Source organism: Salinicoccus siamensis, assembly GCF_042429615.1.
In the GTDB taxonomy this organism is placed as follows: Bacteria; Bacillota; Bacilli; order Staphylococcales; family Salinicoccaceae; genus Salinicoccus; species Salinicoccus siamensis.
Window position 1 is genome coordinate 1 of record NZ_JBHMAH010000029.1, and the last position, 18,237, is coordinate 18,237.

An 18,237-nucleotide genomic window follows, 5' to 3' on the forward strand; every position below is an offset into this window, starting at 1 on the left:
TGCCGAACACAGCAGTTAAGCTCTCCAGCGCCGATGGTAGTTGGACTGACGTCCCGTGAGAGTAGGACGCTGCCGGGCAGTATGTACATAATTACATTATGGATGCGATGAACCGCATTGAGACCTGTATAGGTCTCTTTTTTTTATACCTTTATATTGAAAGGATCGGTTTGATGGTACTGTATCGGACAATTACAAAACTATTAGAAGATGAAGCCATTTCTATGCATGTGCCAGGTCATAAAAACAATACGATTGGTCAGCTTGATGCCTTTGACTTCAGATATGACATGACAGAGATCAATGGACTCGATGATTTGCATGAAGCAGATGGAATCCTCCGTCAGCTTAATGAAAAGATTGGTGGAAAGTATCCAGGCTATATTTCTCAGATGATGGTAAATGGCACGACGAATGGTATTTTATCTGCGATATATGGGCTCAAACACTTAAATAAAAAGCATTTCATTGTGTTGGAAGGCGCCCACAAGTCAGTTCATCATGCACTGGAAATTGCTGAAGTCTCACATGAAGTCGTTTCAGAAGATGCTTTTTTCTCCCATAGCTTTATGGAGCGTGATGTTGCTGTCATCACTTACCCTACATATACCGGAGGATGTTTTGATATAGGCACACTTATAGGTCATGTGCATGCAGGGGATGGTGTGGTCATCACAGACGAGGCACACGGCGCCCATCTGGATATTACGGGAGCCTTTCCATCGTCCTCTATGAAGTATTCCACAGACATCGCAGTACAGTCCTACCATAAGATGCTCCCTGCCTTGACGATGTCATCGGTCATTTTCATGAAACCCGAGTTTTATGAAGCGATCCTTAAATATATAGATTACTTTGAAACGTCCAGCCCTTCCTATATGCTTATGCTTTCGATGGAACATGCCCATGATTTTTATATATCCTACTCAGATGAACAGTTCCACGAGAAGAGAGGACTGCTGATCAATAAGCTTCGCAGAACGAATTTAGAAGTAATGGAGATGGATGACCCTGCGAAACTGCTCATCAATCACATTGACCACTCACCCTATACCATTTACGGTGCCTTCGTCGGCGCTTCCATCTATCCAGAGATGGTCACAGATGAAGGGGTGCTTCTTTGTCTGCCACTCTTCCATGAAGGTGACCGTTATCCATTTGAGTGTCTTCTGACGCGCATCGAATCACTGGTAATCCAGGATGTGAAAAGTGATTCTTCACTGGATCTCTCCTTCTTGAGGGGCAAAGTATGCCAGAGGACCATGATTCCCTATCCCCCCGGCATTCCGATTGTTTTTGAGGGAGAAGTCATTACCAGTGGGCATCTAAAATCGATTACACATGCTTTAATGAATCATGTTAGAATAGAAGGTATAAAACAAAATATAGCGTACTATACGGGTAAGGAGAAGCAATGAGTCATTTCATTACGTTTGAAGGTCCGGAAGGCTCCGGTAAGACAACGTTGATTTCAGCAATCCATGCTCATTTGTCGAAGACGCATGAAGTGGTTACGACGCGTGAACCCGGGGGTATCGGCATCAGTGAAATGATCCGGGAAATACTTCTCTCCAAAGGCAATGATATGGATGAACGAACAGAAGCATTATTGTTTGCAGCTTCAAGGCGGCAACATCTTGTTGAAAAGATACTGCCGGCACTCGAAGATGGTAATATCGTATTATGTGATCGTTTCATCGACAGTTCAATCGCCTACCAAGGAGTTGCGCGTAATATAGGCTCTGATGCTGTTATGGAAATCAACCGTTTTGCGATAGAAGATCACATGCCTGATTTGACACTGTACCTCAAACTGGATCCCAAATCCGGTCTTGAGCGCATTAAACGCAACAAGCGTGACGACAACAGACTTGATGGCGAAGAATTGGATTTCCATGAAGCAGTGGTCATGGGGTATAATCAATTGAGAGAAGAATATCCCGAAAGAATCCGAATGATCGATGCAGCACAAAGCCCTGAAAAGGTTTTTGCAGACGCAATGGACATAATTGAACAATATCTGAATCAAGAGGTGAACCAATCATGAAAATGGTAATTGCAATCGTACAAGATCATGACAGCCAAAGGTTGGCTGATCGTCTAACTAAAAATGATTTTAGGAACACCAAGCTTGCGACTACAGGCGGCTTCCTGAGAGCTGGAAATACAACTTTCCTATGTGGTGTTGAAGATCAGCGCGTCGATGAATTGCTTCAGCTTATCGATAACACATGTGGAAACAGGGAGCAGACGGTCGCGCCCGTCACCCCTATGGGTGGAAATGCAGATTCCTATATTCCATACCCTGTAGAAGTGGAAGTCGGCGGTGCGACAGTATTCGTATTGCCTATTGAACAATTCGAAAGATTTTAAGTGAAGCAGTAATGACAGCTGAAAACTATACTGTTGAATACCAATTGGATAAAATCATAGAAAACGACAGACTCAGCCATACCTACATGTTTGAAGGCGATGCCATAGAAACCTTAAAACGTTACAGTGAATATTTTGCCCTCAATATACTCGGTGACACAGCCCGTAATGCCAGATTGATTTCTGAAGGGAATCATCCCGATTATTTTTATCTTGCGACTGCAGAGACAGCCATAAAAAAGGAAGCTGTAGAGGATCTTGTGCGCAGGATGAACCGCAAACCAACCGAGTCGGATTATAAGGTGTATGTGATAGAGGCATTTGAAAAGCTGACGCCGCAGGCTGAGAATAGTGTCCTTAAGTTTTTGGAGGACCCTCCAGCCAGAACTGTGGCCATCCTCCTGACGATAGATAAAAGCAGTATATTGCCGACTATCCATTCAAGGGCCCAGCATATCCATATTCGAGGGGAACGGGCTGACCGGATTGGAATGCTTGAGGATTTGAATGAGGCGGAACTTCAAACAGTGGATGTACTGGCTCTCAATGCCGAACATGTAAAAGAACTGGGGGAAGTGTTCTCCCGTTTACGCCAGACGGCGATGGATTTTTCGAGAAAATGGATTGGGGGGCATCCACTCGTATTGATTGAAATAAAATCAATGCTGGATATCTGCCAAAACAGAAAAGATCATGCGCTGTTGCTGCAGTTGATTGATGGATTCGTACGACAATGCATGCATGAAGTACTGGAGCTTGAAGATTTTAGGCCATACGGCAACAAAACGGGAAACACTGGGGTAGGACAGCGTGTAGAGCGTCTGGCGCGTATGCTGGAAGAGATACAGACTGCAAACCGTATGTTGTCGTCAAACGTGCATCCTATGCTTGTGTTTGAGAGTATGGTCATATGCTCGAAAGGTTGAATGATTATGATAGAACTCATTACTGCCACGCAGTTGGATTATTTTGAAAATATATATTTGGAAGTTAACGGAGAGTCGACGGAGCGCGATGATTATATCGTCGCTGAGACAAAGCGCGGTATGGAAATGTTGCGGGTGGTGAAGCCGAACTATCAAGTTCCTGAAAATGATATTGTGGAACCGGATGGCAAATTCATCCGGGCTGCGACTGATAAGGACATGGAAAAGTTCCATGAGAATCAATCCAGTGCAGAAGAAGCCCTTCAATTCTGTAGAAAAGCCATTTCTGAAGAGGAATTGGATATGCAGCTCGTCAATGCCAAGTATACACTGGAGCGCAAAAAACTCATATTTAATTTCACTTCGGATGAACGTGTGGATTTCCGTAACCTTGTCCGGGTTCTTGCGAACCGTTTCAAGACACGCATCGAACTCCGCCAGATCGGCGTAAGGGATGAAGCGAAGTATCTCGGGGGCATTGGTCCCTGTGGCCGTGCACATTGCTGTTCGACCTTCCTCGGGGATTTTGTGCCGGTCAGCATCCAGATGGCAAAGAACCAGGATCTCTCGCTCAGCCCCACCAAAATATCAGGCGCGTGCGGACGTCTGATGTGCTGCTTGAATTATGAGGATGAATATTATGAGAATGCACGTGAAGCATTACCGGATGTTGGTCAGATGATAGAGACGCCTGACGGTAGAGGTTTGGTGATCGGCATGAATATTCTGGACCTTGTGGTGAAGGTGAAATATAAAGATGACTATATACGTGAATTCCATTGCGACGAACTGGACGCAGTAGGCGGGGTGCAGTAATGGAACGCGAACGCCTTTTTATGCATATAAGCAAGATGGAAGCAGATATGGACCTCATGTATGAAGATCTTCAGACTTTGAAGGAGCTTTCTGTCCGACTCGTTGAGGAAAATGTCAGTCTTCAGATGGAAAAGGAAAATTATGAGCAGTTATTGGCGAAAGAAGCCTCAGAGAAAGGGGCATCCTTCAAGCAGAACACATTGAATAATCTGTATGAGGAAGGGTTCCACGTGTGCAGCGTCCATTTCGGTACGCATCGCCACGGGGAAGATTGCCTGTTTTGTCAGGGGTTTCTCCAACATCGAAACAACTAGGCGGCTTCGGCCGCTTTATTTATTGGAGGTGGACATATGTTGCAGGAAGGCGAAAGGGTGGATGAATTATTCCGGGAATCCATGCAGATCATCCAGAGTAGCGAGGTCTTTTCATTTTCAGTGGACGCGTTACTGCTGGCTGATTTTACGAGGTTTTTGAAACGGGATAAACGTATCATCGACCTGTGCTCAGGGAACGGCATCATACCGCTTCTTTTATCCCATCGCACAGCTTTACCGATAGATGGATTGGAGCTGCAGCCCCAACTCGTAGATATGGCCACAAGAAGCATCACCATGAACGGTAAGGCAGAACAGATCGACATCCGGATTGGTGATCTTAAAGAGGTCAGGTCACTCTACGAACATTCCTCCTATGACGTTATTACTGTGAATCCCCCTTATTTCACAAATGATCAGCCCCTTAAGGAAAAGGGGCCGCACAGCATCGCACGTCATGAGATACATATTGATCTTGAAGGAGTCATAAAAGCAGCGCGTTTCCTCATCAGGAACAAGGGTAGGCTTCATATGGTCCACCGGGCAGAAAGAAGCATGGAAGTCGCGCATGAACTGTCAAAGGCAGGATTTCGTGTGCGGCGTGTCCAATATGTCTATAATGATGGTTCTGCACGAACCGCCCTGTTCGTTCTGATTGAAGCGGTATTTAATAGCCATGCCTATGCAGATATCCTGCCACCTCTTTATATCTATGATGAGCAAGGTCGTTATACCGATGAAATGATGACGGTCTATTATGGCTGAGCATTTCGTTTACATCGTGGAATGTCGTGACGGTACATTGTACACAGGTTATGCAACAGATGTGTCCAGAAGGATCAAAACGCATAATGAAGGCAAGGGAGCCAAATATACACGGAATAGGCGCCCGGTCCATCTGCTCCACAAAGAAGTGTATGAAACGAAGAGTGAGGCCCTGAAACGGGAATATGCCATCAAAAAATTATCAAGAAACGAAAAATTGAAGCTGGTCAGGAGGGAATGACATGCATCTCTATATCACGGGAACACCACTTGGGAACCTTGATGATATGACTTTCCGTGCAGTCGATACGCTTAAGAAAGTCGATGTGATACTGTGCGAAGATACTCGCAACACCCGTAAGTTGACGAACCATTTTGAAATCGGAACACCGCTCAAGGCATATCATGACTTCAATAAAGAGAGTGTTGAGGATCAGATTATTGAAGAGATGAAGGATGGTCGCACTTTTGCCCTTGTCAGTGATGCTGGTATGCCCGTCATCTCGGACCCTGGCTTTGAGCTTATATCAAGAATGCAGGCGGAGGGGTTGGATTACGTCATCGTCCCTTCAGGAACTGCTTTTACGATGGCCCTGGTCGCAAGTGGCATCTCCTCGTATGAATTTACCTATTTTGGTTTCCTGCCGAAGTCGCGGAGTAAAAAGAAAAGCAAAATTCAGGAGATAATGACACGGCAATCGACTTCAGTCCTCTATGAATCACCGCACAAGATCAAAGATACGCTCGTGGAGATGAACGAGATAGACCCTGGGCGTGTAGTCAGCATATCCAGGGAAATCACTAAAAAATTTGAACAGCATGTCCGAGGACCGGTGGGAGTGCTCCTGGATAAGATGGAAAAGGAAATACCGCTGAAGGGAGAATTTGTCATTGTAGTGGAAGGCGCAGCTCCTGCGGAAGAGACCTTTGACATTCCCATAAAAGAACATGTGGAGGTGCTGGTGAAAGAAGGACTGACACCGAAACAGGCGATCAAGAAAGTGGCGGAAGTGAGAAGTTTGAAAAAACAGGATGTATATGATGAGTTTCATGATATAAAAAAATAAGCGGCCCAAGGCCGCTTATTTGATTAATTCATCTTCGATTGGATTTCTTTGATGAGCTGTTTTGCACCTTCTTGACTCAAGATGATGTGGCCGTCAGCCAGGCGCATATTCTGCTCGGAAACGTCTCCTGTTACTGCACATGTCATCTGTGGCTTATACTTCTTCAAGATGATCGTATCGTCATCTGTATATATTTCAAGTGCGTCTTTGACTTCGATATCAAGCACACGTCTGAGTTCTATAGGTATGACGACACGTCCGAGTTCATCTACTTTACGTACAATGCCAGTTGATTTCATAACTTTTTCCTCCATTTTCTCATTTCGCAACCGACTATTCATTCCACCTCATAATTATGAGAAAACATTACGGGGAAGAATTCAGTTGCAGACAACTTTATTTCAAGGAATGCATCTAGTCTATAAGGAATGCATCTAGTCTATTCGATTGCCACAATTCTGATTTAAAGTCAATAAACACATTTATTGGTTTTGTCTAATTCTTGATGATTATAGCATATCGACGCTGTGTAAGCCAATATAAAGTATCCATTTCATTGAAAAGAATCCTTGAATTAGTTATATTTAAAGAATGAACAAATAGGAGGAAGAGCATGGAAAAACCAACTTACTATATCACGACACCGATATATTACCCAAGCGGTAAATTACATATTGGTAATGCCTATACAACAATTGCATGTGATGTCACTGCGAGATATAAACGCATGCGCGGCTACGATGTCTATTATCTTACAGGTGCTGATGAACATGGCCAAAAAATTGAACAGAAAGCCGATGAAATGGGTATCTCGCCGCAGAAATATGTAGACGATATGGCAGATAGTATGAAAGCGCTCTGGTCCCTTCTTGAAATCACCCATGACCAGTTTATCCGTACGACGGACGAAGGTCACAAGATAGCCATCCAGAAGATATTCGATAGGCTGTATGAACAAGGTGACATCTATCTAGGGGAATACGAAGGGTGGTATTCCGTCCAAGATGAGGAGTTCTTTACGGAAACACAGCTGGAGGAAGTATATAAGGATGAAGCGGGCAACATGATCGGTGGCGTTGCGCCAAGCGGTCATGAAGTGGAACTTATAAAAGAGGAAAGCTATTTCTTCAGGATGAGCAAATATGCAGCGCGTCTTGAGAAATATTATGAAGATAATCCAGGCTTCATCCAACCTGAAGCGCGCAGGAATGAGATGCTGAATAACTTCATCCGACCAGGATTGGAAGATCTCGCGGTGTCACGTACGACATTCGACTGGGGTATCCCGGTGAAATCAAATCCTAAGCATGTCGTATACGTATGGATTGACGCGCTGTGCAACTATATCACTGCTTTAGGCTATACTTCTGATGACGAAGGGATGTTTGAAAGGTACTGGCCTGCGGACGTTCATATGATTGGTAAGGAAATCGTAAGATTCCATGCCATCTACTGGCCGATCATGCTGATGGCTCTCGACCTGCCCTTGCCTAAAAAAATTGTAGGGCACGGCTGGCTTGTGATGAAAGATGGCAAAATGTCCAAATCCAAAGGAAACGTCATCTATCCTGAAATGGTGGTCGAGCGCTATGGTCTTGATGCGCTCCGATATTACTTGATGCGTGAAGTTCCATTCGGCTCAGATGGTGTATTTACGCCGGAAGCGTTCGTCAACCGCACCAACTATGACTTGGCCAACGATCTCGGCAACCTGGTCAACCGCACCATTTCCATGATCAATAAATATTTTGATGGTGAATTGCCGGCATACGACGGTCATGGCGGCCCGCTGGACGAAAACCTTGAACAGACGGTGTATGATAACGTCAAGCTTTATGAAGAAGGCATGGAGGAAATGGAATTCAACAAGTCGCTCAGGGCAGTCTGGACCATCATCAGCCGTACAAACAAGTATATAGATGAAACCGCACCTTGGATACTTGCGAAAGACGATTCTGAAAGGGATGCACTCGGCAATGTCATGATCCATCTTGCAGAGAACATACGGATCATCGCCATCCTGCTGAAACCCTATCTGACGCATGGCCCGGAAGAAATCTTCAGGCAGATGAATATAACGGATCCGGAGCAGCAGACTTTCGATTCGATCATGGATTACGGCAGCATAAAAACTGCAGGCAGGATGGTCGAGAAGCCAAAGCCGATCTATCCGCGATTGGGTGTAGAAGAAGAGGTGGCGCATATTAAAGGATTGATGACGCCGAAGGAACCTGAAGAGCCGGCTTCAGAAGCGGCTGAAATTACGATAGATGACTTTGACAAAGTAGAAATGAAAGTCGCTACAGTCATCAACGCCGAAGGGGTCAAAAAAGCGGATAAGCTCCTTAAGATCCAAGTGGATCTTGGAGAAGAGAAGCGTCAGATTATTTCTGGCATAAGGGAATCTTATGAGCCTGAGGAAATCGTCGGCAAGAAAGTGCTCGTCGTGACAAACCTCAAACCGGTTAAGCTGAGGGGAGAACTGTCCGAGGGAATGATCCTGACAGCGGAAAAAGGCAATCACCTTACATTGATCTCTGTACCGAGTGGCATTGAAAACGGCAGCATAGTCAAGTAGACAGGAGGGTTATTTATGCTTATAGATACACACGTTCATCTGAACGCCGACCAATATGATGACGATCTGGAAGAAGTGTTGGAGCGGGCGGAATCTGCTGGCATCGAAAAGATGGTGGTGGTGGGTTTCGACCGCAAGACGATTGAACGGACCATGGAGTTGGTGGAGCGGTACGATAATGTCTATGGTGTGATAGGCTGGCATCCGGTTGACGCGATCGATTGTACTGAAGCGGATCTGGCATGGATCGAAAAGTTATCCGAACACGAGAAGATAGTCGGCATCGGTGAGACGGGCCTTGATTACCATTGGGACAAATCACCTCATGACGTCCAAAAGGAAGTATTCAAAAAACAGATCGCACTCGCAAAACGGGTGGGTCTGCCGATCATCATCCACAACCGCGAAGCCACAGAAGATTGTGTGGAGATCCTCAAATCTGAGGGAGCGCATGAAATCGGAGGCATTATGCATGCTTTCAGTGCCTCACCGGCAGTGGCAGATGAAATCATTGATATGAACTTCTATGTATCCTTAGGCGGACCTGTGACCTTTAAGAATGCACAGGAGCCTAAAGAGATTGCGAAGCATGTCCCGCTGGAGCGTCTATTGGTCGAAACGGACGCACCGTATCTTGCGCCGCATCCATACCGCGGCAAGCGTAATGAGCCTGCACACGTCAAATTGGTTGCGGAAAAGATTGCAGAACTTAGGGAGATTTCCTATGAAGAACTGGCTCAACAGACTACATTGAATGCCGAACGTCTTTTTGGCATATAGATAAAATCACCGCCCGGCGGTGATTTTATTTTTTGCAGTGCAGATATGATATTATGGAAAAGAGGTGCAGACATGGAGAAACCAGTCATAAAGGAAGTCATCATCGTGGAAGGCAAGGATGATACGAGGCGGTTGAATGAAGCTGTTTCCTGTGAAACGATCGAAACGAAAGGTTCGGCCATAGATGAGGTCGTACTGAAGGAAATAGAAGTGGCATTGAATACACGAGGGGCCATCATTTTTACAGACCCCGATTACCCCGGACAGAAAATCAGGAACACCATTCTAGAACGCTTCCCGGACATCAAAGAAGCATTTGTCTCCAGGTCCAAGGCAAAGGGCAGGAATGGTGGCATAGGCATTGAGCACGCTTCAAAAGAAAGCATCATCGAGAGCCTATCGAAGGTCTATACAAGCGTATCTGACTCTACGCCCCACATCACGATCAGTGATATGGTGGGCTGGGGGCTTTCCGGCAGTAAGGAAGCCGCTGTAAAGCGCACTCGCCTATGTGAAGAATTGAATATCGGTTATGCAAATGCTGGTCAGCTGAGGAAGAAATTAAACCGGTATGGCATCAAGCATGAGCAGATCGAAGATATATTAAAAGCAGTTGAAGGGGAATAAGATGAAGGATATCGCAACAGCGGGAAGAACGAAGCAGATACTGGACAAGCATGGATTTAAATTCAAGAAGAGTCTCGGTCAGAATTTCCTTGTGGATTTGAATGTAATCAGGGAAGTGCTCGATAAAGCATACATTTCAGATAAAACAGGAGTCATCGAAGTGGGGCCTGGAATCGGATCACTGACTGAGCAGTTGGCCAAAAGGGCGCAGAAAGTAGTGGCATTTGAAATAGACCAGCGGCTGATACCGGTGCTTGATGATACGCTATCGCCCTATTCCAATGTAAAGGTCATCAATGAAGATATATTGAAAGCGGATATCGAGGCCGTCATCCAAACAGAATTCGACGGGTGTGAAGAAGTCATTGTAGTGGCCAACCTGCCATACTATATTACAACACCGATACTGATGCACTTCCTTGAGCGGAATCTGTCGATTTCACGCTATTATGTCATGATGCAAAAAGAGGTGGGCGAGCGCATCAGTGCCCGTCCGAACAGTAAGGCGTATGGCTCGTTGTCGATCGCCATAGATTATTTCACAGAAGCCAAAGTCATCCGCAATGTGCCGAAGGGGGTCTTCATGCCACCCCCGAATGTCGATTCCATCATCGTAGAGATGACTGCCCGGGTACGTCCGAAAGTGGCCGTCGATGACGAGGGAGTGTTCTTTGCGTTGACACGTGGCGCGTTTGCACAAAGGAGAAAGACGATATTGAACAACTACTCGATGCTGTTTGAAGAGGGGAAAGAGAATAAAGGTAGAATCGAAGCCATGCTAAAACAGGCGGGTGTCGATCCAAAAAGGCGGGGTGAGAGCCTTGCCATCGAGGATTTTGCACGCATATATGAATCTTTGAAATCTTATCCTGAATTGAAATTGGCGCATAAAGCATAAAACTGTCGCAATTACTATGAAATTTTGACAAATTTATGTAAACTTGCTATAATGGGTCTAGTGAGGTGGGCCAAATGCCAAAAACTTTGATCGACATCAAAAAAATTCTTGATTGTCAATTGGGTAATCCAGTTTTACTCCGTGCAAATGGAGGGCGCAAGAAATTGATTGAGCGACGAGGTGTTCTTAGAGAAACGTACCCTTCTGTATTCGTCGTGGAGTTGGACCAGGAGGAGCACAGCTTTGAAACAGTGTCATATACATACACAGATGTATTGACATCCAATGTTGAAGTGACATTCTATAACGAAGAGAAAGAAGCATTTGTAATCCAGTAACTGAACGTAGTTGCCATCCCTGGTGGCAGCTTTATGCATGATGATAAAAATAACGGACAGCCGTCGGCTGTCCGTTATTTTTATTTTATCTGATCGTTTTTAGACCTTTTGACCAGTTTACCGTAGTAGTGATGACATTCTCCACTGTAGCATTATGGACCTCATTCGGTTTGAATGTCTTCATGCCTTCAAAGTCGGTGAACAGGCTGAAGGCCCCAAAAGGTGTTACAGTCGCAACATTAAGGTTGCCGAGTATTTGGCGCAGTGACAGGGAAGCTGCTACGCCAAGCGTCGAGCCATAACCGATGATGCCTGCGGCTTTGTGTCCCCACTCAGGCCCGATGTAGTCAATGGCGTTTTTGAGTGATGAAGTGATGCTCTTATTATATTCTGGAGTGACGAATATGAAGCCATCCAACTCGTCAATCTTTTTTGACCATGCATTGACGGTATCTTTAGAGTAGGATTTGTTCGCCATCGCCGGTGGCAGATCCTCATTGAACATCGGGAAATCATATTCCTTTATATCCACAATCTCGAATTCCGCTTCCAGCTCCATTTTTTCTGCAAAATCTCTGACCCATTCTGCTACCTGCATATTGACCCTGGCAGGACGTGTACTACCAGTTACGATACCTATTTTAACCATTACAATTGCCTCCATAATGAATTGTTATCTTTTTCCACAGTGTACTATTCAAAGATAACTGTCGTTTATAATAATATCTCAAATTCGTATTAATTCAACTTTTTTGTCTGTGCAGGGGAGTGTTGCGGTCTCATATATCATAAAGTCATATTTTATATATGTTTTTTATGATAAACTGATAAAAAAATGACCGTATGATGGAAGTGAAATTATGCATTTTGAAACGGCACCCGCCAAAATCAACTTGACCTTGGATACACTATACAAAAGAAAAGACGGCTACCACGAAGTGAACATGGTCATGACGACAGTCGATCTCAATGATCAGCTCGCGTTCGAGAAGCGTAATGACCGAAAGATCGTCATCCATACGGAACATCGGCACGTGCCGCAGGATAGGAGGAACTTGGCCTATCAGGCTGCTGAACTGATGTTTCGTGAGTATGGTGTTGAAGCAGGCGTTACAATAACAATCGATAAGAATATTCCCATCGCTGCCGGTCTTGCCGGAGGTTCTGCAGATGCTGCGGCAACGCTCAGGGGCATCAACGCCCTTTTTGGGCTTGGCGTAGATATCGACACCCTGGCCCAGTTAGCCAGCAAGCTGGGATCTGATATTCCGTTTTGCGTATACGGAGGGACAGCGTTGGCAACAGGCAGAGGTGAGGAGATAGAGCGCCTGCCGAAGCCACCAAAAGGTTGGGTCGTGCTTGCCAAGCCAAAGATGAAAGTGTCGACAAAAACAATCTACCAAGCATTGGAACCAGGGAAGAACCCACCAGTTTCAGCAGCTATGGCAGAAGCGATCGAAGCAGGGGACCACGAAAAGATGATGCGCCTGATGAAAAACGATCTGCAGGAAGTGACCGTAAAAAATTATCCCGAAGTCAGCAAGCTTATAGATACGATGCTGCGCAATGGTGCTGAAGGTGCCATGATGAGCGGCAGTGGCCCCACCGTTTTCGGACTGGTCCAGAAAGAACGCCAGGCGATCCACCTCTATAATGCGATTAAAGGATGCTGTAACGAAGTTTATAAAGTCAGATTGTTGGGATGATTGCTAAAAACCGAACTTTTATGTTAAAGTCACTATATTAAATACGGTTTAGGAGTCATTTTATGAAATTTAAACGCAGTGAACGGCTGGTCTTCATGACCCAGCATCTCACTTCACATCCGAATCAGTTGATTCCACTGACCTACTTTGTGGATAAGTTCAGTCAGGCTAAATCTTCCATCAGTGAAGACATCAAAATAGTCAAAGATGTCTTTGAAACAGAAGGCATCGGACTGGTTCAAACTACTGCAGGAGCCGGCGGAGGCGTGACATTCCGTCCAAAGATCGATCATGTACGCTCAGCGGAGATCGTTGCCCGCTTCATGGAAGTGCTTAAAACTAAAGATCGCCTCCTGCCTGGAGGATACCTTTACATGTCGGATATAATGGGGGATCCCCATATGATGTCCGACATAGGAAAACTGATCGCCACAATGTATGAAGGGGCGACCATCGATGCCGTCGTCACCGTCGCCACAAAAGGGATATCACTGGCAAACGCTGTGGCAAGGGAACTTAATGTATCGGTGGCGGTCATACGCAAAGACAATAAAGTGACGGAGGGGTCCACTGTTTCCGTCAACTATGTATCGGGATCGACGCGTAAAATAGAAACGATGGTCTTATCAAAGCGGACTTTGAAGGAAGGGGCGAAAGTCCTTGTAGTCGACGATTTCCTGAGGGCAGGCGGGTCTATCACAGGCGTCATCAACCTTATGGAGGAGTTTTCGGCCCAAGTCGTCGGTGTAAGCGTCCTCGTTGAAGCGAAGCAAGTGGAGAACCGCAGATTCAACGATTATACATCATTGCTCAAAGTATCTGAGATTGATGAATTCAACCAATCTTTTGTAGTGGAAGAAGGCAATTGTCTGGAGTATATTGAAAATGGCACCAAGGAACATCAGTCATAACAATAAAAGGAGTTTTGAAGTATATGGAACCAATCAATGCAAAGAAAGCACCGGAAGCACTCGGTCCCTATAGCCACGGCGTCAAAGTAGGCAACATGTTCTACTCATCGGGACAGATCCCGCTCAATTTGGAGGGGGAGGTGGTTTCCGAGGAAGTACAGGCCCAGACCAAGCAGGTTATGGACAATGTTGGGCATGTCCTCGAAGCCGCAGGCCTCGGTTATGATAATGTGGTCAAAGCAACTATTTTCATCAGCGACATGAATGACTTCCCACAAATCAACGAAGTTTACGGGCGCTATTTTACGGGTAAACTACCAGCAAGATCATGTGTAGAGGTCAGTCGTTTACCGAAGGATGTCAAAGTGGAAATAGAAGTCATTGCATCTGATGTGATTTAACAATATGGTTGACTGAAGCAGTACACATAAGATCCAACAATAATTATTATTGGGGGAAGCGGATAATGAAGATAACAGACGTAAGACTGCGTAAAGTAAACAACCAGGACACCCGGATGAAAGCACTTGTATCAATCACGTTTGAAAGTGCCTTTGTCGTCCATGACCTCAGAGTCATAGAAGGCAACAACGGCCTCTTCGTCGCAATGCCGAGCAAGCGTACACCGGATGGAGAGTTCCGTGATATCGCCCACCCGATCAATTCTGAAATGCGGCAGCATGTGCAGGAAGAAGTGATGCGGGTATATGAGGAAACGGAAGACCCTGAGCCTGCAGGGGGAGCATCCGACGAAACGCCAGAATCAATCGTAGACCCTTCTGAACAGGAGGCGATTCGGCGCGAAACGGACCCTGATGAGGTTGGGGAAGACCAGAAAAAAGAAGAAGAATAGCCTTAACCCGCAAAGTAGTCGCTTTGTGGGTTTTTTAGGTTGTGAAAGTATAGGGATGATGGCTGTTAAACCTTGAAACTGGACGGTTACTAAAATATAATTGGATATAGCTATAAAATGGGGGGACATTATGCAGACGAGAGCGATAATCTTGGCAGCTGGAAAAGGTACGCGGATGAAATCAGAGAAATCTAAAGTGCTGCATGAAGTGGGCGGAGTCCCTATGATCCAGCACGTCATCGACAACTTGAGGAAAGCAGGGATAGAAGAGATTCATGCTGTGCTGGGACATGAAGCACAAGCTGTGCGGAATCGTCTTGATGACGATATCAATACTACGATCCAAAAAGAACAGCTTGGAACTGCCCATGCAGTACAGCAGTTGCATGAAGCGCTTGGCGGAACCGACGGACAGACGATGGTCATATGCGGAGATACGCCGTTGATCAGCGAGACGACTATGCAGACATTCATGAAATATCACCTGGATTCAGGTGCAAAGGCGACGATTTTATCAACAAGGACCCAGATACCCTATGGTTATGGCAGAATCATACGGAAGGAGAATGGGTCGGTCAGAAGGATTGTGGAGCAGAAGGATGCAAATCCCGCCGAGCAGGAAATCAAGGAAGTGAGCTCAGGCACCTTCATTTTTGATAACAGACTGCTGTTTGAAGCATTGGAAAAAGTCGATAATGATAATGCACAAAATGAGTACTATCTGCCGGATGCCATAGCGATAATGCGCGACAGGGGTGCCCGTGTGGAAGCATATCTCACACCGGATTTCGAAGAGGTGCTCGGGATCAACGACAAGATGGCGTTGGCGAAGGCGGAAGAGGTGTTGCGCGAGCGGATAAACACGCAGCATATGCAAAACGGTGTCACCTTGATAGATCCGAAAACCACTTATATAGATGCAGAGGTGCAAATCGGCCCTGATACCATCATATACCCCGGGGCAGTGCTCAGGGGGCAGACCAGAGTTGGAAAAAATGTAGTCATTTCTTCAGGCTCTGAAATCAAAGACTCGTTCATCGACGACGAGGTGGAGGTCAAGCATTCAGTCGTGCTTGGTTCTAAAGTCGGTAAAGGCACAACTGTCGGCCCATTCGCCCAACTGCGCCCAGGCTCTGAACTCGGCAAAGCAGTCAAGGTCGGCAATTTTGTCGAAGTGAAAAAATCACGCCTTGCGGATGAGGCGAAAGTGTCGCACCTCAGCTATATAGGAGATGCTGAAATTGGTGCGAGGTCGAACATCGGCTGTGGTACAATTACAGTGAACTATGACGGCAAAAATAAATTCAAGACTGAAATCGGCGCGGACGCCTTCATCGGGTGCAACTCCAATCTGATGGCGCCGGTGAAGATCGGGGACCGCTCCTTCATAGCCGCGGGATCGACGATTACAGACGAAGTGCCGGAAGATAGCTTGGCCATTGCGCGTAACAGACAGACGACAAAAGAAGGATACTTAAAAAAAGACAATTAATTGGAGGATCAACATGTTAGCTTCTAGCAATCAATACAAAAACTCGAATCTGCGCCTCTTCTCCCTGAAGGCCAACGAACCACTTGCAAGAGAAATTGCAGACCATATCGGCATTCCCCTCGGCAAATGTCAGGTCAACAGGTTTTCGGATGAGGAAGTCCAAATTAATATAGAAGAGAGTGTCCGTGGCTGCGACGTCTTCGTAGTACAGTCCACAAGCCAACCGGTCAACGAACATCTGATGGAATTGCTTATCATGATTGATGCACTGAAGCGCGCCTCTGCAGCAACCATAAATATTGTAATGCCCTACTATGGTTACGCCCGTCAGGATAGAAAGAGCAGATCCCGTGAACCGATTACAGCAAAGCTTGTTGCAAACTTGATAGAAACAGCTGGGGCGGACCGCGTCATCTCACTCGACCTGCACGCACCGCAACTCCAAGGTTTCTTCGATATTCCGATAGATCACCTTATGGGTGTCCCGATCCTCAGTGATTATTTTGTAGAGCATAAAGATCTGGACTTTGAGGAAGTGGTTGTGGTCTCCCCAGATCACGGTGGCGTGACCCGCGCCCGCAAGATGGCAGATCGCCTGAAGACACCGATTGCCATCATCGATAAAAGACGGCCGAAACCGAATGTTGCAGAAGTGATGAACATTGTCGGAGAAATCGAAGGCCGGACAGCAATCATCATCGATGATATCATCGATACGGGCGGCACGATGAAATTGGCAGCTCAGGCGTTACTGGATAAAGGCGCCAAGGAAGTCTATGCATGTTGTACACACCCTGTATTGTCAGGCCCGGCGATTTCAAGGATCGAAGACTCTGTCATCAAGGAACTTGTGGTCACCAACTCCATTCAAATGCCTGAAGAGAAAAAGAGCAGCAAGATTGTTGAACTATCAGTCGGCGAGTTGATGGCTCAGGCAATTGTACGTGTCTATGAAGAGGAATCGGTAAGTATCCTGTTTGACAATTAACTGAATATCACAAGATTTTTTACAAACACCATGATAATATGCTATTATTATCCATGGCTATGTGTTAAATTAGGCAATGCTAAAACAACTGTCTGTAAATGAAAGGTGGAAATATACCATGGCAAAATTGGCCTCAAAGCATAGAGAAGGCAAAGCAAAACGTTCAGAAGTTACTGAACTGCGCAGAACGGGACAAATCCCGGCGGTCATCTATGGCTATCAAGTAGAGAATACTCCAGTTGCAGTCGACGAGAACGAATTCATAAAAGTAATACGTGAAGTTGGACGTAACGGTGTCATCGACCTTGATATCGAAGGAAACACAACTAAAGTGATGGTTACTGAATATCAATTCGATTCCCTGAAGAACCAGATCACGCACATCGACTTCATCGCAATCAACATGAAGTCTGAAGTTACGGTTGAAGTAACCGTTGAAATATTGGGTGAAGCAGCTGGAACTAAAGAAGGCGGCATCGTTGAGCAGCCGATATTCGAAGTTTCTGTAACAGCAACTCCGGACAACATTCCAGAATCCATCGAAGTCAATGTCGAAGAAATGGAAATCGGAGATACTCTCTACGTCTCAGATATCCGTGAAAAAGGCAACTTCACCATCGAAAACGAAGATGATGAAGCGCTCGTCACAGTGGTACCTCCTCAAAAAGAAGAGGAATCTGAAGAGGACGAAGAAGCAGCTGAAGGTGAAGAAACAGAAGAAGCTGCAGAAGAGAAAGACGAAGAATAATAATGTGAATGAACATGGCGGTGGATTTCCCATCGCCTTTTTTCACGTTGTATGAGG

22 protein-coding genes and 1 pseudogene are annotated in these 18,237 nt (G+C 45.7%); 21 read left to right on the plus strand and 2 right to left on the minus strand.

The annotated features are described in order from the left end of the window. Window positions 1-173: 173 nt before the first annotated feature. Genes ACFFLE_RS08405 through rsmI form a run of 9 tightly spaced genes read left to right on the plus strand, consistent with a single transcriptional unit; the run spans window position 174 to window position 6,261 of the window. Entirely contained in the window at window positions 174-1,418 is a 1,245-nt protein-coding gene (locus ACFFLE_RS08405; protein ID WP_380570661.1) for an Orn/Lys/Arg family decarboxylase, read from the plus strand. Continuing rightward, a complete protein-coding gene (tmk, locus tag ACFFLE_RS08410) occupies window positions 1,415-2,047 on the plus strand; it encodes a dTMP kinase (RefSeq protein ID WP_380570662.1) in 633 nt (210 codons plus the stop codon). Before ACFFLE_RS08405 ends, tmk begins: the two co-directional genes overlap by 4 nt. Further along, a complete protein-coding gene (gene darA / locus ACFFLE_RS08415; RefSeq protein WP_344703751.1) occupies window positions 2,044-2,373 on the plus strand; it encodes a cyclic di-AMP receptor DarA in 330 nt (109 codons plus the stop codon). The genes tmk and darA overlap by 4 nt, the downstream gene beginning before the upstream one ends. A gap of 11 nt (window positions 2,374-2,384) precedes the next feature. Next, window positions 2,385-3,299 (plus strand): DNA polymerase III delta subunit-related protein, encoded by a 915-nt coding sequence (locus tag ACFFLE_RS08420; RefSeq protein ID WP_380570663.1) that lies wholly within the window; start codon window positions 2,385-2,387, stop codon window positions 3,297-3,299. A 6-nt stretch (window positions 3,300-3,305) separates the two neighbouring features. Further along, on the plus strand, window positions 3,306-4,115 hold the full coding sequence (locus tag ACFFLE_RS08425) for a PSP1 domain-containing protein (RefSeq protein WP_380570664.1): 810 nt from the start codon (window positions 3,306-3,308) through the stop codon (window positions 4,113-4,115). Further along, window positions 4,115-4,429: an initiation-control protein YabA gene (locus ACFFLE_RS08430; RefSeq protein ID WP_344703745.1), complete on the plus strand. Its 315-nt coding sequence runs from the start codon at window positions 4,115-4,117 to the stop codon at window positions 4,427-4,429. The genes ACFFLE_RS08425 and ACFFLE_RS08430 overlap by 1 nt, the downstream gene beginning before the upstream one ends. A gap of 36 nt (window positions 4,430-4,465) precedes the next feature. Continuing rightward, a complete protein-coding gene (locus ACFFLE_RS08435; protein ID WP_380570666.1) occupies window positions 4,466-5,194 on the plus strand; it encodes a tRNA1(Val) (adenine(37)-N6)-methyltransferase in 729 nt (242 codons plus the stop codon). Then, a complete protein-coding gene (locus tag ACFFLE_RS08440) occupies window positions 5,187-5,435 on the plus strand; it encodes a GIY-YIG nuclease family protein (protein WP_380570668.1) in 249 nt (82 codons plus the stop codon). Before ACFFLE_RS08435 ends, ACFFLE_RS08440 begins: the two co-directional genes overlap by 8 nt. Window position 5,436: 1 nt before the next feature. Next, window positions 5,437-6,261, plus strand: a complete 825-nt coding sequence (rsmI, locus tag ACFFLE_RS08445; RefSeq protein WP_380570669.1) for a 16S rRNA (cytidine(1402)-2'-O)-methyltransferase — start codon at window positions 5,437-5,439, stop codon at window positions 6,259-6,261. Between the two features lie 23 nt (window positions 6,262-6,284). Here the strand turns inward: rsmI and abrB are convergent, their stop codons facing one another. Next, window positions 6,285-6,560 carry a transition state genes transcriptional regulator AbrB gene (gene abrB, locus ACFFLE_RS08450; RefSeq protein WP_380570670.1) on the minus strand — a complete coding sequence of 92 codons (276 nt, stop codon included), beginning with the start codon at window positions 6,558-6,560 and terminating at the stop codon, window positions 6,285-6,287. A 314-nt stretch (window positions 6,561-6,874) separates the two neighbouring features. Between abrB and metG the strand changes: the two genes are divergently transcribed. The 5 genes from metG (at window position 6,875) to ACFFLE_RS08475 (ending at window position 11,482) form a co-directional block, all read left to right on the plus strand. Then, complete coding sequence (metG, locus tag ACFFLE_RS08455) at window positions 6,875-8,839, plus strand: methionine--tRNA ligase (protein WP_380570672.1); 1,965 nt, start codon at window positions 6,875-6,877, stop codon at window positions 8,837-8,839. A 15-nt stretch (window positions 8,840-8,854) separates the two neighbouring features. Beyond that, the gene (locus ACFFLE_RS08460; protein WP_380570673.1) at window positions 8,855-9,619 is read left to right on the plus strand and encodes a TatD family hydrolase; all 765 of its coding nucleotides are present in this window, start codon (window positions 8,855-8,857) and stop codon (window positions 9,617-9,619) included. A gap of 72 nt (window positions 9,620-9,691) precedes the next feature. Continuing rightward, the gene (gene rnmV / locus ACFFLE_RS08465; RefSeq protein ID WP_380570674.1) at window positions 9,692-10,246 is read left to right on the plus strand and encodes a ribonuclease M5; all 555 of its coding nucleotides are present in this window, start codon (window positions 9,692-9,694) and stop codon (window positions 10,244-10,246) included. A 1-nt stretch (window position 10,247) separates the two neighbouring features. After that, a complete protein-coding gene (gene rsmA / locus ACFFLE_RS08470; RefSeq protein WP_380570675.1) occupies window positions 10,248-11,144 on the plus strand; it encodes a 16S rRNA (adenine(1518)-N(6)/adenine(1519)-N(6))-dimethyltransferase RsmA in 897 nt (298 codons plus the stop codon). Between the two features lie 74 nt (window positions 11,145-11,218). Continuing rightward, a complete protein-coding gene (locus tag ACFFLE_RS08475) occupies window positions 11,219-11,482 on the plus strand; it encodes a Veg family protein (protein WP_344703728.1) in 264 nt (87 codons plus the stop codon). Between the two features lie 85 nt (window positions 11,483-11,567). Here ACFFLE_RS08475 and ACFFLE_RS08480 read toward each other — a convergent pair whose 3' ends face one another. After that, window positions 11,568-12,131 carry an NADPH-dependent FMN reductase gene (locus tag ACFFLE_RS08480; RefSeq protein WP_380570676.1) on the minus strand — a complete coding sequence of 188 codons (564 nt, stop codon included), beginning with the start codon at window positions 12,129-12,131 and terminating at the stop codon, window positions 11,568-11,570. Window positions 12,132-12,342: 211 nt separating this feature from the next. Between ACFFLE_RS08480 and ispE the strand changes: the two genes are divergently transcribed. The 7 genes and pseudogenes from ispE to ACFFLE_RS08515 all read left to right on the plus strand — a co-directional run bounded on the left by ispE (window position 12,343) and on the right by ACFFLE_RS08515 (window position 18,180). Beyond that, a complete protein-coding gene (gene ispE / locus ACFFLE_RS08485; RefSeq protein ID WP_380570677.1) occupies window positions 12,343-13,188 on the plus strand; it encodes a 4-(cytidine 5'-diphospho)-2-C-methyl-D-erythritol kinase in 846 nt (281 codons plus the stop codon). Window positions 13,189-13,250: 62 nt separating this feature from the next. After that, entirely contained in the window at window positions 13,251-14,099 is an 849-nt protein-coding gene (gene purR / locus ACFFLE_RS08490) for a pur operon repressor (protein ID WP_380570678.1), read from the plus strand. A gap of 23 nt (window positions 14,100-14,122) precedes the next feature. Then, the gene (locus ACFFLE_RS08495) at window positions 14,123-14,500 is read left to right on the plus strand and encodes a RidA family protein (RefSeq protein WP_380570679.1); all 378 of its coding nucleotides are present in this window, start codon (window positions 14,123-14,125) and stop codon (window positions 14,498-14,500) included. Window positions 14,501-14,565: 65 nt separating this feature from the next. Further along, window positions 14,566-14,862 (plus strand): annotated as a pseudogene (gene spoVG / locus ACFFLE_RS08500) (septation regulator SpoVG); the annotation flags it as partial. 220 nt (window positions 14,863-15,082) lie between these two features. Further along, window positions 15,083-16,444: a bifunctional UDP-N-acetylglucosamine diphosphorylase/glucosamine-1-phosphate N-acetyltransferase GlmU gene (gene glmU, locus ACFFLE_RS08505; RefSeq protein ID WP_380570680.1), complete on the plus strand. Its 1,362-nt coding sequence runs from the start codon at window positions 15,083-15,085 to the stop codon at window positions 16,442-16,444. Between the two features lie 13 nt (window positions 16,445-16,457). Beyond that, the gene (locus tag ACFFLE_RS08510; protein WP_380570681.1) at window positions 16,458-17,432 is read left to right on the plus strand and encodes a ribose-phosphate diphosphokinase; all 975 of its coding nucleotides are present in this window, start codon (window positions 16,458-16,460) and stop codon (window positions 17,430-17,432) included. Window positions 17,433-17,550: 118 nt separating this feature from the next. Further along, complete coding sequence (locus tag ACFFLE_RS08515; RefSeq protein WP_380570683.1) at window positions 17,551-18,180, plus strand: 50S ribosomal protein L25/general stress protein Ctc; 630 nt, start codon at window positions 17,551-17,553, stop codon at window positions 18,178-18,180. The last annotated feature ends 57 nt before the right edge of the window (window positions 18,181-18,237 follow it).